Source organism: Nonomuraea sp. NPDC005501 (assembly GCF_040605905.1).
GTDB lineage: Bacteria > Actinomycetota > Actinomycetes > Streptosporangiales > Streptosporangiaceae > Nonomuraea.
In genome coordinates this window covers 1-13,875 of record NZ_JBEXDT010000148.1, presented here as the reverse complement: position 1 = coordinate 13,875, position 13,875 = coordinate 1, and the positions used below count along the sequence as shown (strand labels likewise).

The following is a 13,875-nucleotide window of genomic DNA, read 5'->3' as shown; positions in this document are numbered from 1 at the left end:
TGCGGGAGTCGTGGGGGAGGGCTCCGCCGCGTGGACCGGCCCGGTCGCGATCACCGTGGTCGCCAGGGCCGCGATGACACAGGATAAGACTCGTGATTTCATGACGTACCGCGCCTTACATAACGGAGGTGCAGGGAGACGACGCCGGCATGAGGTGGTGGCCGGACGGCGACCGAAGCCGCCATCCGGCCGAGGGGGTCCCCGAGGAAGGTTCTACGTTGTGCTCGCGCTGTTCTCAGGGCATACCGAAGAGCAGGACGGCCGCGTAATTAACTGCTGCGATCTTCCTGCAGGAGGGCCGCACCAGGATGAAGTAGCCGCCGCACACCTTGTCCTTCAAGGTGATGAAGAAGCGGGTGTCCACGTCGGCCTTTCGCCGGAGAGTGCGGTCGAGGTAGTACTTGTAGTGCTTCTTCTGGTTGGTCATCAGGCCGTACCCGTAGTCGTGGGCGTCACAGGCCGGCCGGAAGTCGAAGCCGAGGGGGCGGTCCTCTCCCGGCTTCGTGCAGTGGTCGTAGACGATGCCCCTGACCTTGAAGCCGCTGGCGGTCCGCTTCCAGCCCGGCTTGCGCCACTTGCCGCCATGGAATGCCCAGGCCGAGCAGCCCGACTTCGTGTACCACATCCAGGTCTTGGCCGTGCTGCACTTCTTTGGGTAGGACTGCGGGGGATCCACGCCGTCCGGCAGGAAGTCACTGGCCGGCGGCTCGGTCGCGTCGGGGTCGTCCAGCCCGGCCGCGCCCGTGGTTGCGCCGCCGTTCTCCGGCATGTCGGTGCCCGTGGCGGTCACCTGGGGAGCGGCGACGCCCGCCGGGAAGCTGAGCTGCCACCCGCCGTTGCTGTCGGACTCGATCGACGACAGGCGTCCCACCGAGTCGTAGGCGTAGCTCCCCTGCGTGGCGCCGACGCTGGGGTCGGTCACGGTGCGCAGGAGGCCGTTCGGGTCGTAGGCGTAGCTCGCCTCGGTCTGCGGCGCCTCGGTTCCGTACGCGACGGTGACCTCCTTGAGCCGGCCCGCGTAGTCGCCGAAGGAGGTGCCGGAGGCCGTGGTGGTCGTGGCGTAGGTGAACTTGGTGACGGACGCGGGCATCTCGCCACGGGTCGGTTCCTTGACGGTGCTGACCCGGCCCTGGGGGTCATAGGTGATCGTGGACTTGCCGAAGGCGACGGTGCCCACGCTGGTCACCCGCCAGGGGTCGGCGCTCGGCGCCCCGGACTGCCGTGACCAGATGTAGGTGAGCTGGAGGTCGGCGTCGCTGATGGGGGTGCCGTCGGGGTTGGTCAAGGGCTCGTCGCCCGGGTCCTGGGGACTCAGATCTGTCTTGAACGTCTCGGCCGTCGTGGTGCGCATCGCTCCGACGGCCGCGTCCCACTTGGTGGTCTCGGTGAGTTTGGATCCGTCGGCGGCCTCGTACGTCTGGATGCCACCGCCGTCGGGGAAGGAGACGCTGCTCTTCAGGGAGTAGCTGGTCGACGTCCCTTCGTCGAGCTCCGTGACGACGATGGTGCCGTTCTGGTTCTCCAGTTTCCGGTTGATCTGCCCGCCGGCGAACTCGGCCTGCCAGCCCGGCCCGAAGACGCCGAGCTCGGGGCGGGTGGCCGGGGCCGACTGCGGCCGGGCCAGGTCGCCGCCGGTCAGGGTCACGCCGTGCTTGCGGCTGATCGCGCCCGCGGACACGTCCAGCTCGGTGAGCGCGAAGGTCTTGGTGTCGGCGGAGTACTGGCCGGGACCGATCTCCTGCACGTCGGCCGGCGGTGGTTCGGCCAGTGCGGGGGTGGCGGAGACCTCCGGCGCGAGGAAGGGCAGAAGCATCGCCGCCAGGGCGAGAGGGAGAGCTAATCGGCGCACGTGGTGCCTCCACATAAGAGAAATGTCTGAACAATGTGGAGAGTAAGTGCCGATAAAACGAGCAAGCAAGGTCTGGACATTTTCCGGAAGAAATGTTCGGATCGCCTATGAAGGCATATTTATCGACGGTTTATTTCTTTCGTTGGCCCAGGTCACGGGCTTCATGGCGAGCCTGTGGTGAGTTTATGGCGGCAATGTGCAGAGTTTGAGAATAATAGCTGTCCGTGCTTCGTCGCGGACGAATTTCCGCGAGCGGACGCGGACTGGCGAATCGTCGTTCCACCGTGAACCGGCCAGCCGGCCGGCCACGGTTCGGCCACCATGTGCGCCGTCGTGACCGGCCGCGTCACGCGTCGATCTTCACCGTCATTGTCGGGATCTTCGCGAGTGCCGTTGTATCGTGCTGCCCGTCGATCTGTCGCGGTCAACACGGGGGCCGCGTTCGCCGCCGCCGGCTTCGGGGCGTCGCGGCCGTCGACCGATGATGATCGGAGCCGGGTCGGGTGCCGCTTGAGTGCTCCCACCGGCCGATCGACGATGGGAGCACTGTGCGAAGAAGGTCATCTCTGCTCGCCGTCGCCTTCGTGGCGATGGCGACGCTGCTACCCATGTCGCCGGCCGTCGCGGCGGGCCCTGGAGCGGAAGCCAGGACGACCCCTGCCCCGACGGCGTCGTCCACGCCGACGTCCTCGCCGAGCCCGCAGCAGCCGGCCTCGGGCAAGGGCCGCATCGCCTGGGCGCCCTGCGAGGAGGAGCCCTCCGCCGAGTGCGGCAAGCTGGCGGTCCCGATCGACTGGTCGCGTCCGGACGGGGCCACCATCGACCTGGCCGTCGCCCGCCGCAAGGCCACCGACCCGGCGGCCCGCGTCGGCTCCCTGGTCATCAACCCGGGTGGTCCGGGCGGGTCGGGCGTGGAGGCCGCCTTCGGCGCTCCCGGGTTCTTCACCGAGGAGTTGCAGAAGCGGTTCGACATCGTCGGCTTCGACCCCCGGGGTGTCGGCCGCAGTCACCCGGTGATCTGCTCGGCGTCGGTGTACAACCAGATCCCGTACGCCGTCATGGAGAGCCAGGCCGACTTCGTCAGGTGGAGCGCCTTCGCCAGGAAGCTGCGCGCGGACTGCCGGGCCCGTACCGGCCCGCTGTACGACCATGTGGACTCGGTCGACGTCGCGCGCGACGTGGACGCCCTGCGCGCCGCGCTGGGCGAGGAGAAGCTCACCTTCTACGGGGTCTCGTACGGGACGCTGATCGGCCAGATGTACGCCGAGCTGTTCCCGGACCGGATCCGGGCCATGGCCCTGGACAGCAACATGGACCACAGCCTCGGCGTCAAGGACTTTCTCGACACCGAGGCCGCGGCCGTCGAGGACGCCTTCGACGAGTTCGCCGGCTGGTGCGGGCAGGATCCGAGCTGCGCCCTGCACGGCAAGGACGTCCGCGCGGTGTGGGAGAGCATCCTGGCCAAGGCGCGCAGCGGCCGGCTGTACTACCCGGGCGTCCCGGACCGCCCGATGACCGAGATCCAGGTCCTGTGGAACGGCGTGCTGGGCACCGAAGGGCCCGCCTGGCAGCTGCTGAGCGAGCTGCTTCGCGCCCTGGACGGCGGGGAGCCGTCGTCGTGGGTGCCGCCGATGCCCGGACGAGGGCCCGTTTCGGGGGACGTCGCCCAGCTGCCCACCGCGATCCTCTGCCAGGACTACCGGCTACGGGTGCGCAACCACAGGGAGTACGCCGCGCTGCTGCGCAGCTCCAACCGCCGCGCCCCGGACATGCGCTACAACCCGATGCCGATGGAGGACCTGCCCGTCTGCCTCGGCCACCCCACCACCAACCCGCAGCACCGGCTGCGTTACACGGGCAGCACCCCGATCCTGCTGGGCAACTCCTTGCACGACCCGTCCACCCCGTACTCCTGGTCGGCCAACGTGGCCCGTCAGCTCGGCTCCAAGGCGCGCCTGATCACCTACGAGGGCTGGGGGCACCGCATCTACGGCAAGGACGAGTGCAGCACGGTGCCGATCGACGACTACCTGATCTCGCTGACCCTGCCCCCGCAGGGTTTCCGCTGCCCGGTGGGCGGCAGGGTCGAGACCCTGCTCAAGAAGCGGCAGCGTGAGCTGTGGCCGACGGACAAGCTTCCGTGGGGCGCTCCACTCATGACCTCCGCCCGGCCGGCGGCGACCACAGCCGCCGCCGGCCGGCCGAGGACGTCCGGCTGAGCGGCGCCGCCTTCAGTCGTCGCCGTGGTGGGCGCGCAGCTCGCGGCGCGCCTGGTGACGGCTTCGGCGGCGCTCCTCGCGCCGGAAGTAGTACCACTCCCGGCTCCCGCCCCTGGTGCCGCAACCGAACACGTAGGGGGCGGGGCCCCAGCGACAGCCACTCGTGCGGTGACTCAGGGACGCGCTGTCGGCGGTGATCTCGCCGGGCAGCGTGCACGGTCCGAACCGGTGGTCGTGTACGGGCAGGCAGGTCACCATCGGCGCGTCTGCCATCCGCACCCACCAGGGCCGGGTCTTGTCGGTCTTGCTCATACGGTCACCTTTCGGCTCCGTGACACCCCGGGTTGGGGCTGTCATGAGACCGGATGCACGATGATCACCTCCGACTTCCGCGCACGATGAGCCAGGACTGGAGCCGGCCGGGGTTGAGGGGCCGGGAGTGGCCGACGGCTTGTCAGGGCTTACTGAGACCGAGGTTCACCGGCAGAGAAAGGGGGCCGATGGTGAAGAACGACGGGGAGTACGAGATGGCGCCGGGGTCGATCGCGAGGCTGAGCCGCGGCAGCCGCCGGTACAGCGAGGCGAGCGCCAGCCGGCTCTCCATCCGGGCCAGCGGCGCCCCGATGCAGTAGCGCGGGCCGTGCCCGAAGCCAAGATGCCCGGTCTGCTCGCGGGTGATGTCGAACCGCTCCGCGCTCTCGCCGTGCTGAGCCGGATCGACGCCACTGGCCTGGTAGACCACGCCCACCGCCCGGCCCTTGGGGATGTGCACCCCGGCGACGGTCACGTCCTCGGCCGTGAACCGGAAGCTGGTCATCATCACCGAGTGGCGGTAGCGCAGGGTCTCCTCGACCACGTCGGCCCACCGCTCCCCGGCCTTGGCGAGGTCGAGCTGGCCGGGGTTCCGGGCCAGCGCCACGATGGCGTGCCCGAGCAGGTGGACGGTGGTCTCGTGGCCGGCGACGAGCATGAGCCACAGGACGCCGACCAGCTCGTCGGTGGTCAGGCTGTCCCCCTCGTCGCGGGCCTGGACCAGGCCGGAGGTGAGGTCGTCGCCCGGTTCGCGCTGCTTGCGCTCCACCAGGTCGTGCAGGAACGCCTGCAGCTCGTTCTGCGTCGCGAACGCCACCTCCGGCGGTGTGGTGTGCGCCAGCAGCGCGGCGGTCCACTCCCGCAGCCGGAGCCGGTCCCCGGCGGGCACGCCGAACAGCTCGCAGATCACCCACATCGGCAGCGCCTCGGTGAAGGCGGGCACCAGGTCGACGCCGTCGCCGGCGGCCACCACGTCATCGAGCAGGCCGTCGATGATCTGCTGGATCCGCGGCTCCAGGGCCTGCACCCGGGCCGGGGTGAACGCCTTGCCGACGAGGCCGCGCAGCCGCCGGTGGTCGGCGCCGTCCATGGTGGCCAGGTGACCGCCCTGGACGATGGCGCGCAGCGGCCAGTCCTCGGGGATCGACCCGTCGTGCAGGGCGGGCCAGTGGCTGGGGTCACGGAGGAAGGTCTTGTTGTCCCCGGCGAGGATCTCTTGTACGGCCGTGTGGGTCAGTGCCAGATAGGCGGGCACGCCTCCGGGGAATTCCACTTCCACCACGGGAGCGATTTCGCGTAACCGGACGCAGGTGTCGAGCGGGTTCTCGTTCGCGACAGGGAAGGAGGGGAGTTCAGACGCCATACAACCCCCATCTGACACAAAGTCAGTGAGTGGACATGTGTATCACCGAATGTCCGCTTTTCGTCTTATAAGCGGCATGACTCGATGACGAGTGACGCCACAGCCTAACCCTGCCCGGCCGCATATTCCTGGCTGCCAGGACAGGATGCCGATGCCGGCGACGTACCCCATCCCCGACCGCGACGCGTGCGCGGACCGGTCGGCCGGGACCGCCGGTACGCCCTCAGGTATACCGGTTCAGGTAGCCTGGTCAGCCACATTCCCGACTTGTGCCGATCGCGCGCCCGATGCATCTTTCCGCGGGTGCGCGGTAGGAGACACGGATGTTCGACGCTGTCGGCGTCGGCAGCGGGGCAGGCGATGCCCAGGTCGGTTCAGGGAAGGGGGGGCATGGGCGAGGCGGGGCGGCAGTTGCGGTGCCCGATCACCGAGAACCTGAGCCGGCTGCGCGATCTGGTGACCGCCTTCGCCGCCGACGCCGGTCTCGGCGGGGATCGCCTGGACGATCTGGTGCTGGCGGTCAACGAGGCGGCCGACAACGTCCTGGAGCACGGCGGCGGCACCGGCACGCTCGTCGCGGGCACCGACGCGGCCGGGATCTGGGTGGACGTCATCGACACGGCCGGCACCTTGACCAGCGAACACGTGCGCCGCGGCGCCGACGCCACGCCCACGGTGGCCTTTCGCGGCTACGGCCTCTGGCTGATGCACCGGCTGTGCGACGAGGTCACGCTCGATCACCTGGACGACCGCTCGCGGCTGAGGCTGCGCATGCGCCACCCAGGAGCCGGCGGGAACGGCGCCTCAGGCCGTTGACCTCGGCCTGGTCGCGCGAACCGTACGCGGTGGTCAGCCGGTCGCCGGCCAGCGGGAGGCGTGTTCGAGGCTGTCGTAGGGCGGAAACCGGTCGACCAGGTGGGCGACGGTGAGCAGCCGCGCCAGGGTGCCGCGCACGCCGATCAGGCGCAGCCCGCCACCCGCGCCTTCGGCCTGCCGCTGGCCCTCCATCAGTCCCCGCACGCCCCTGGAGTCGCAGAAACGGAGCCCGGCCACGTCCACGACGATCCTGGGCCTGGGGGCGTCCAGCGGGGGCCGCAGGGCCGTGGCGAGCTGGCCGAGGGTGCCGCGGTCGAGCTCTCCGCGCAGGCGCACCAGGTCCACGCCGGATCGTTGTCGCACGCTCACGGTAAGGGGGGTCATGTGTCCGCTCGCTCCTCTGCCTTTGACGATGCCGTTGCCGTAAGCCACGACATCAGCAGGGATCACCTGCCATCGTAGCCTGACGGCTGTCGTGCCTCCCGACTTCGCGACCTCGCTTGATCATTCCGGACGGGACGAATAGCGTGCGGATCACCCACGTTGGCCGGCACCCCATGGACGGAGTCCCACCCCTGATGACGATGAGGACGAAGTCGGCATGCGCGGCATCGTTGGCCGCGATCACCTTGGTGGCCGCCTCGCCGGCGGCGCACGCCGAGGCGGCGGGGACCCGTGCGGCCGCCTGCCCGCTGGTCTTCGGGCACGGCGGCTACCCCACGGGTGCGAGCCCGTGGACCAGGGACCAGGTGCGCCAGCCCAACAACCTCAGAGCGGTGAACGACCAGAAGACGTGGGGCGCCGACGGCGTGGAGGGTGACGTCCAGCTGACCAAGCAGGGCACCAAGGCCGTCATGTGGCACAACACCTCCACCAACGGGCTGACAGGCGTCACGAAGAACATCCCGGACATCTGGTGGACCGCCGGAAGCGACAACCTGCGCGACCGGCGCATAGCGCGCGGCCCGTACGCGGGGGAGCAGGTCTCCACACTCCGGCAGTGGCTCGACCACGTCCGCTCCCGTGGCCTGGTCGCCCTCCTGGAGGTCAAGCCCGAGGCCAAGGCCCTCCTGTCCAGCACCGCGTACGCGACGGCGGCCTGGAAGGAGATCTCCGACCCGATCAAGGAACGCCAGGCTTCGCAGCGCATCCTCGTCTACTCCCAGGACTCCTGGATCCAGGCCGAGCTCGCCAGGCGCCACCCGGGGCTCCTCAAGGGCTCCGAGGGTCGCTGGACCGACAGCGTGGGCTGGGAGGAGCCGCCGCCCGCCTGGAGCGGCAACGTGAGCCGGTGGCAGTCCGTGCTCGCCCAGGCACCGAAGAGCGTGATGACGAACTACACGAAGGAGTACCGCGCCTGGCTCAGCGGCAAGTGCGGGTAGCCCGCACCGCCGGGTCCGGGCGGCGGTGGCCGGGGTCCCGGGCCACCGCCGCCGTCGTGAGCCGGGATCAGCCGTCGAAGCTCACGGTGGCGTACTGGTACTTCGTCCTGCCGTTCTCGTCCCCGCTGTGGGAGCGGCCGACCATGACCTTGCCGGCACTCGCCTGCCAGATGTGGCTGCTCTCCTTGTACTCACCGGTCCAGAGCGGATCGGTGAGCCGCACCTGCCGCCCCTGCCAGTACAGCGCCGCGCTGAGGTACTGCGTCATGCCGTTCTCGTCGCCGGTGTGCCACCTGCCGGCGACGACCTGGTCCACGGGAGCGGTGTAGCTCGACCTGTTCTCCCGCTGGGGAGAGCTCCAGTCCCCGGAGTGCACCTCGGCCTGCTCGCCGTTGACCAGAATCCGGCTGCAGTAGTACGTGGTCGGCTTGTTCTCGTCGCCGTAGTGCGAGCGACCGGTGAGCACCTGGTTCGGCGGGCAGGTGAACTGTGCGCCCGCCTCCCACACGGTCTGGGAGGAGATGCTCTCCACCTTGATCGTCACCGCCGCCGCCGCGGGAGAGGCCATGGCGGCGGCCGACAGAGCGGCGGCCACGACGACGGGTACGGCCTTGCGGTACATCCTCATCTTCTGCGGTTCCCTTACGTACGTGATGGTGTGCTGAACGGCGAGCGGGTCAGTCCGTGACGGTCACGGTGGCGTACTGGTACTTCGTCCTGCCGTTCTCGTCCCCGGTGTGCGAGCGGCCGACCATGACCTTGTTGAACTCCGCCTGCCAGGTGTGGCTGCTCTCCTTGTACTCGCCGGTCCAGAGCGGATCGGTCAGCCGCACCTGCCGGCCCTGCCAGGAGATCGTCGCGGGGCGGTACTTCGTCGTGCCGTTCTCGTCGCCGGTGTGCCACCTGCCGACGAGCGCCTGGTCCGCGGGGGCGGAGTAGCTGGACCTGCTCTCCTTCTGGCCGGGGGTCCAGTCGCCGACGAACACCCGGGCCTGCTCGTCGTTGACGAAGATGAAGCTGCAGTAGTAGGTCGTCGCGTTGTTCTCGTCGCCGTGGTGCGAGCGGCCGGTGAGAACCATGTTCGTCGGACAGGTGAACGGGTCGAACCACTCTCGCACCGTCTCGGTGTGGCCGCGCTCGACCCTGATCGTCACCGCCGAGGCGGACGCCGGAGCGGGAGCGGCCATGGTCACGGCCGCCAGCCCGGCCAGGGCGGCCGTCGCGGCGGACAGAGCTTTCTGCCTCATATGTATGTCTCCTGGGACGCGATTTCGCTGTCACCACGGAGCATCACAGTGCCTTCTGGTGATCCACTTGCGCCTCGGTTGCGACTGCGGCCGAGGTCCTGGTGCGGCGCGGAGCGGCGAGACCCATGGCGTCCTGGCCGTCGAGATCGAGCTCCATACGCTTTCACCGCCCGCCCCGGACTGACTTTTGATCACTAATTGACTACGTACGGTTATATTTCAATTGCGAGGCGTGGCGACATATCGGCTTCCTTGACCGCTCGGGACCGCCGGTGCGAGCCGCGGTCCTGTCCAGGAGGCCGCGGTCGTCGGTCACCGTGACGGGACCCATCGGCCCCGAGATGCTCGTGGTGCTGGACACCACCGAGACAGCGGATCGGTCATCGCGCTCCTCACCGAACATGTACCCGACGGCCCGTGGCACGCTCGGATCCATCTGGTGAGCGGACTGACCGAAGGCACCGCCGCGGCGGACATCCGGTTCCCGTCCGTCGCGGGGACGGCCGAAGCGGTCGCCGCGACCATGGACGGCCATCTCCCCGTAGCGGCGATCGGCACCGGCGCCGGCGTGACGGCGCTCGCGGCGGCCTCCTTCCTGATCGTCCGGAGACGGCACCGCTCACGGCGGGAACGGACCACGGGATGACGAGGCGTGGCCCGCGGGAGCACGAGAACCGCGGCCGCGGCTGTCACAGGCCGTGACGCGCCTGCTCGGCCAGGAAGCCCTCCCAGGTACGGCGGCCGACCGCCCGCTCCGGCGCGAGGTTGGCCCCCTCCCGGAACGCGGCCGCGGCCTTGCCCGGGGTCCGCATGGGCACGACCAGCCGGCGCTTCCCGCTCGCCCGCAGGTAGTCGCGGGCGAGCTCCTCCATCGTGTGCACGCGCGGCCCCGCGATGTCCGGCACGAGCCCGGCCGGCGCACCGAGGGCCAGCTCGGCGAGCCGGGCCGCCACCTCGCCGGAGTCCACCGGCTGGAACCGCACGCCGCCCCAGGTCGGCAGCAGCACCGGCGGCTTGGCCAGCTGCCGCAGCGTCATCAGGATCCACTCGTGGAACTGGGTGGCCCGCAGCGTGGTCCAGGGAATGCCCGATCCGGCCACGACCTGCTCGGCGGCACGCTTGGCGGCGAAGTAGCCGAACATGGCCCGGTCGATCCCGCTGACGACGGGGACCCGGTCGGCGCCCACGACCGAGATGTACACCAGGTGCCGGACGCCCGCGCCCGATGCCGCCCGCACCAGGTTCCGGGCCTTCTCCTCGTCGCCCTTGGCGCTGCCGGCGCAGTGCACGACGATCTCGGCCCCGCTCACCGCGGCGTCCAGCCCCTCGCCGGTGGTCACGTCGCCCGTCACGAACTCGACGCCGTCCCCGGGCTCGCTCCGCGCGCCGCGGCTGAGCACCCGCACCTCGCGCCCGGCCTCACGCAGGAGCGGTACGACGAGGCGTCCCAGCGTGCCCGTGCCACCGGTGACCAGGATGGTTGACGTCATGGCTGCTCCAAGGTCCTTGCCGGCCTCCAGGACCGGATCTCGTGGGTCTGCCCTCTCGACCCCCGGGACGCGGGGAATGTGACACGACCGGAGAACGCCATGGCAGGCGGCCCCGCCCGCCAGCAGGCAGGAACGCGCTCGCCTGCGGCGGGAAGAGATCATCACGGCGGACGGCGAGATGTTCGCCCGCGGCGGTTTCCGCGGCACCTCACTCGCCGACGTCGCGGCCCGGGCCGGCATGACCGAGCCCGGTCTGCTGCACCACTCCGGCAGTAAGGCGGGCCTGCTGCCGGCGGTGATCGAGCGGCGCGACCTGGACAGCGAGGCGTTCGCGATGGAACTGCTCGGCATGGAGCCCTCCGGGCGGCTTCGGGCCCTGCCGGAGTTCGCGCGCCGCAACAAACAGCGGGCCGGGCTGGCCGAACTGTTCACCGTATTGGTCGCGGAGGACGATCCGCCGGGCGCACGTCGTGCACCCGGTCGCCGACCTGCAGATCGAGTACTCGCTGATCTCCCGCGCGGTGGAGGCGGACGTTCTGTCCACCCTGCGGGAGCTCGGCATCGGCCTGACCGCCTACGGCGTCCTCGGCCGCGGCCTCATCTCCGGGCACTGGACCGCCGGCCACACCGCCGGCCACACCGCCGGCCACACCGCCGGCCACACCGCCGGCCCCGGCGACAGCCGCGGCTTCAGCCCGCGGTTCTCCAGCGGGAACGTGGAGCACAACCTCGTCCTCGTGGAGGCTCTGCGCCGGGTCGCCGAGACGAAGGGCTGTACCGTCGCCCAGTTGGTCATCGCCTGGGTGGCTGCCCAGGGCGAGGACATCGTGCCGCTGGTCGGCGCTCGTACCCGCGAGCGGCTGGCCGAGGCGCTGCCCGCGATGGAGCTGAACCTCACCGCGGACGACCTGGCCGACATCGAGAAGGCGGTGCCGCCGGCCGCGGCCCGCGGCGACCGGTACCCCTCCGCGTTCATGTCCTACCTCGGCGTGGGCAACTGAGTCCGGCTCACGGGCGGGTCTGGACTACGACCGCTCATAGCTGAGACGGTGCGACAGCTCGGTGAGCGTCATACCGCGCTCTTCGAGCAGGTCGTCCAGTCGTACGCGGATGAACGGCTCGGTCATCAGATGGTGGCCTCGACCTCTTCGAGGAGGCCGACGCCGCGCCGGACGATCTCCGACACCCCAGCACCGCCATTCCCGTCACAACCCCGGCCAGCACGTCACCCCCTTGCAGGTGGAACGGGTGGCTCTTGGCCAGCAGCAGCGAGGAAAGGATCGGCTCGGCCACCATGCCGAGCGCGCCCGTGGCGAGGGAGCCGATGATCAGGATCCGGCCGAGGCGGCGTGCGGGCCCCTGGGGGCCGACCGTCATAACGAAGGTCGTTATGTCTACCTCGTCGCGCCCCGCCAGAGGCGCGCGAGCACCAGTGCCGTCCCCGCCGCCGCGGCCGTCACCAGCCAGATCATGAACGTCGGGTAGAGGTATGCCACCTGGATCCAGGAACTGTCCCTACCTCGGGCGAGCACCCGGAAGAGCGGGGCGATGGCCGTACACAGGATGAGCGGCAACAAGTACGGCAGCAGCCGCCATCGCTGCCAGCCCGTCCGGCGGGCGGCCCAGCGCCGGGAGCGGGCGATGCCGCGCACCGCCAGCGCGACGGTCGCCAGCGTCAGCAGCGTGAACACCAGGTCGGTGGCCGGCAAGGGAGAGGAGGGCGCGTCCGGCCGCCGGCCCTCGATCAGGGCGACCAGGCCGTCCATGAGCGCGGCGCTGTCGCCGAAGGCCATGCCGGTGTTGGCCATGACCGCCACGCCGTAACCGGACTCGGGCATCAGCAGTTGCTGGGCGGTGGAGGTGAACAGGTCGCCGCCGTGGCGTACGACGGGAGTGCCGCCCGCGGTCCGGTCGAGCTCCCAGCCGAGGGCGTAGTCCGGGTTCTGGGCGGAGGGTGTGCGCATCTCCTTGACGCTCGCGGGAGACAGGATGTCGCTGCCGCTGTTCTGGGCGATCAGCCAGCGGGCCATGTCGTTGGCGCTGCTGAGCACACCGCCGGAGCCGTTGCCGAATCCGCGCGGCTCCGGCAGGGCGATCGCCTGGCCGAGGAGGTAGAGGTGACCCCGGGCGCTGTCCGGCAGGTCCCGATCGGTGTCGATCGTGCTGCTGTGGCGCATGCCGAGCGGCGTGAACACGTGCGTCTTGAGGTAGCCCGCGAACGGCTCGCCGCTCACCACCTCGACCAGCCGGGCGGCGACCTGGTAGTTGGTGTTGTGGTAGCTGTAGGCGGTGCCCGGCGTCGAGGCGAGCCGCGCGTCTCTGAGCCGGCTCACCGAGCCCTGGAGCGAGTCGGGCTGGGGCAGGCTCTTCTCGTGGAAGGCCGAGTCGGCCATGCCCGACGTCTGGTTGAGCAGCTGGCGCACCGTGATGTCGGCCGCCCGGGGATCGGCCATCCGGAACTCGGGCAGGTAACCGCGGACCGGCCTGTCGAGCTCGACCCGGCCTTTCTCCACCAGTTGCAGGACGGCCAGTGAGGTGAAGGACTTGCTGACCGACGCGACCGCCATGGGGGTGTCGGCGGTCACGGGCTCGCCTGTCGCGGTCCGGCCGTAGCCCGCGGCGTGGAGGACCTGCCTCCCTTTGGTGACCGCCACCGCTACACCCGGCAAACCGGTCGCTTCACGATATTGGGCGATGAACTCGTCGATCGAGGTGGGGGTCGGCGCGGCGGGAAGCGCGGGAAGTACGGCGAGGCTGAGCGCCGCAAGAGTGTTCAGGAGCACCCGTCAACGCTAGGGACCGCGCCCGCCACCGCACATCGCGGAAACCCTCAACAACCCTTGCGGAAAACCGCCACCAGATCCCTCTGACGTCGCCGGCCCAGCCACGACTCGGCCGTCGCGTACGCGGTCTGCCCGGCCTTGCCCCACACCGCCCTGGGTGGTACCCGCACCAGCGGCGCCAGGATGCGCATGACCTGCGCCAGGTCGGCCGCGGTGTGCCGGGGAAGCGCCCGGCCAGCAGCCGCGGCTGACCAGATACAGCGGCGCTGACCAGGAGGACGGTGCCGCGCATGAGCACGATCGCGCACCCGCGGCAGGGTGCTCGGCGTGGACGACCTCCAGGACGTCCTCCAGGGTGAGCGGCTCGAAGTAGAGCCGGTCGGAGGTGTCGTAGTCGGTCGAGACGGTCTCGGG

The 13,875-nt window shown here is 70.2% G+C and carries 13 protein-coding genes and 1 pseudogene; 6 read left to right on the top strand and 8 right to left on the bottom strand.

The genetic code is table 11. The features are described from left to right. Positions 1-235: 235 nt before the first annotated feature. Complete coding sequence (locus ABZS51_RS40195) at positions 236-1,849, bottom strand: phospholipase A2 (RefSeq protein ID WP_355452896.1); 1,614 nt, start codon at positions 1,847-1,849, stop codon at positions 236-238. Between the two features lie 548 nt (positions 1,850-2,397). Between ABZS51_RS40195 and ABZS51_RS40190 the strand changes: the two genes are divergently transcribed. After that, positions 2,398-4,068 carry an alpha/beta fold hydrolase gene (locus tag ABZS51_RS40190; protein ID WP_355452893.1) on the top strand — a complete coding sequence of 557 codons (1,671 nt, stop codon included), beginning with the start codon at positions 2,398-2,400 and terminating at the stop codon, positions 4,066-4,068. 12 nt (positions 4,069-4,080) lie between these two features. On the opposite strand, the gene ABZS51_RS40185 is transcribed toward ABZS51_RS40190, so the two are convergent. Next, positions 4,081-4,380, bottom strand: coding sequence for a hypothetical protein (locus ABZS51_RS40185; RefSeq protein ID WP_355452890.1), 300 nt, complete (start codon positions 4,378-4,380; stop codon positions 4,081-4,083). A 142-nt stretch (positions 4,381-4,522) separates the two neighbouring features. Continuing rightward, positions 4,523-5,662 carry a cytochrome P450 gene (locus ABZS51_RS40180; RefSeq protein WP_355452887.1) on the bottom strand — a complete coding sequence of 380 codons (1,140 nt, stop codon included), beginning with the start codon at positions 5,660-5,662 and terminating at the stop codon, positions 4,523-4,525. Between the two features lie 471 nt (positions 5,663-6,133). Here ABZS51_RS40180 and ABZS51_RS40175 point away from each other — a divergent pair, with 471 nt between their 5' ends. Then, on the top strand, positions 6,134-6,559 hold the full coding sequence (locus ABZS51_RS40175; RefSeq protein WP_355452884.1) for an ATP-binding protein: 426 nt from the start codon (positions 6,134-6,136) through the stop codon (positions 6,557-6,559). Between the two features lie 33 nt (positions 6,560-6,592). Here the strand turns inward: ABZS51_RS40175 and ABZS51_RS40170 are convergent, their stop codons facing one another. Continuing rightward, positions 6,593-6,943, bottom strand: a complete 351-nt coding sequence (locus ABZS51_RS40170; RefSeq protein WP_355452882.1) for an STAS domain-containing protein — start codon at positions 6,941-6,943, stop codon at positions 6,593-6,595. A 194-nt stretch (positions 6,944-7,137) separates the two neighbouring features. Here ABZS51_RS40170 and ABZS51_RS40165 point away from each other — a divergent pair, with 194 nt between their 5' ends. Continuing rightward, a complete protein-coding gene (locus ABZS51_RS40165) occupies positions 7,138-7,941 on the top strand; it encodes a glycerophosphodiester phosphodiesterase family protein (RefSeq protein ID WP_355452879.1) in 804 nt (267 codons plus the stop codon). A gap of 67 nt (positions 7,942-8,008) precedes the next feature. Here ABZS51_RS40165 and ABZS51_RS40160 read toward each other — a convergent pair whose 3' ends face one another. After that, positions 8,009-8,569, bottom strand: coding sequence for a hypothetical protein (locus ABZS51_RS40160; RefSeq protein ID WP_355452876.1), 561 nt, complete (start codon positions 8,567-8,569; stop codon positions 8,009-8,011). Positions 8,570-8,618: 49 nt separating this feature from the next. Then, the gene (locus tag ABZS51_RS40155; protein WP_355452873.1) at positions 8,619-9,188 is read right to left on the bottom strand and encodes a hypothetical protein; all 570 of its coding nucleotides are present in this window, start codon (positions 9,186-9,188) and stop codon (positions 8,619-8,621) included. A 439-nt stretch (positions 9,189-9,627) separates the two neighbouring features. On the opposite strand from ABZS51_RS40155, the gene ABZS51_RS40150 reads away from it, so the two are divergent. Next, on the top strand, positions 9,628-9,834 hold the full coding sequence (locus tag ABZS51_RS40150; RefSeq protein ID WP_355452870.1) for a hypothetical protein: 207 nt from the start codon (positions 9,628-9,630) through the stop codon (positions 9,832-9,834). A 43-nt stretch (positions 9,835-9,877) separates the two neighbouring features. Here the strand turns inward: ABZS51_RS40150 and ABZS51_RS40145 are convergent, their stop codons facing one another. Beyond that, entirely contained in the window at positions 9,878-10,678 is an 801-nt protein-coding gene (locus ABZS51_RS40145; RefSeq protein ID WP_355452867.1) for an NAD(P)H-binding protein, read from the bottom strand. A 178-nt stretch (positions 10,679-10,856) separates the two neighbouring features. Between ABZS51_RS40145 and ABZS51_RS40140 the strand changes: the two are divergent. Together ABZS51_RS40140 and ABZS51_RS40135 are read left to right on the top strand one after the other, a co-directional pair. Continuing rightward, a pseudogene (locus ABZS51_RS40140) lies at positions 10,857-10,964 on the top strand (helix-turn-helix domain-containing protein); the annotation flags it as partial. Positions 10,965-11,130: 166 nt separating this feature from the next. Beyond that, complete coding sequence (locus ABZS51_RS40135) at positions 11,131-11,679, top strand: aldo/keto reductase (protein ID WP_355452899.1); 549 nt, start codon at positions 11,131-11,133, stop codon at positions 11,677-11,679. 393 nt (positions 11,680-12,072) lie between these two features. Here the strand turns inward: ABZS51_RS40135 and ABZS51_RS40130 are convergent, their stop codons facing one another. After that, complete coding sequence (locus ABZS51_RS40130; protein ID WP_355452864.1) at positions 12,073-13,461, bottom strand: serine hydrolase domain-containing protein; 1,389 nt, start codon at positions 13,459-13,461, stop codon at positions 12,073-12,075. Positions 13,462-13,875 lie beyond the last annotated feature (414 nt).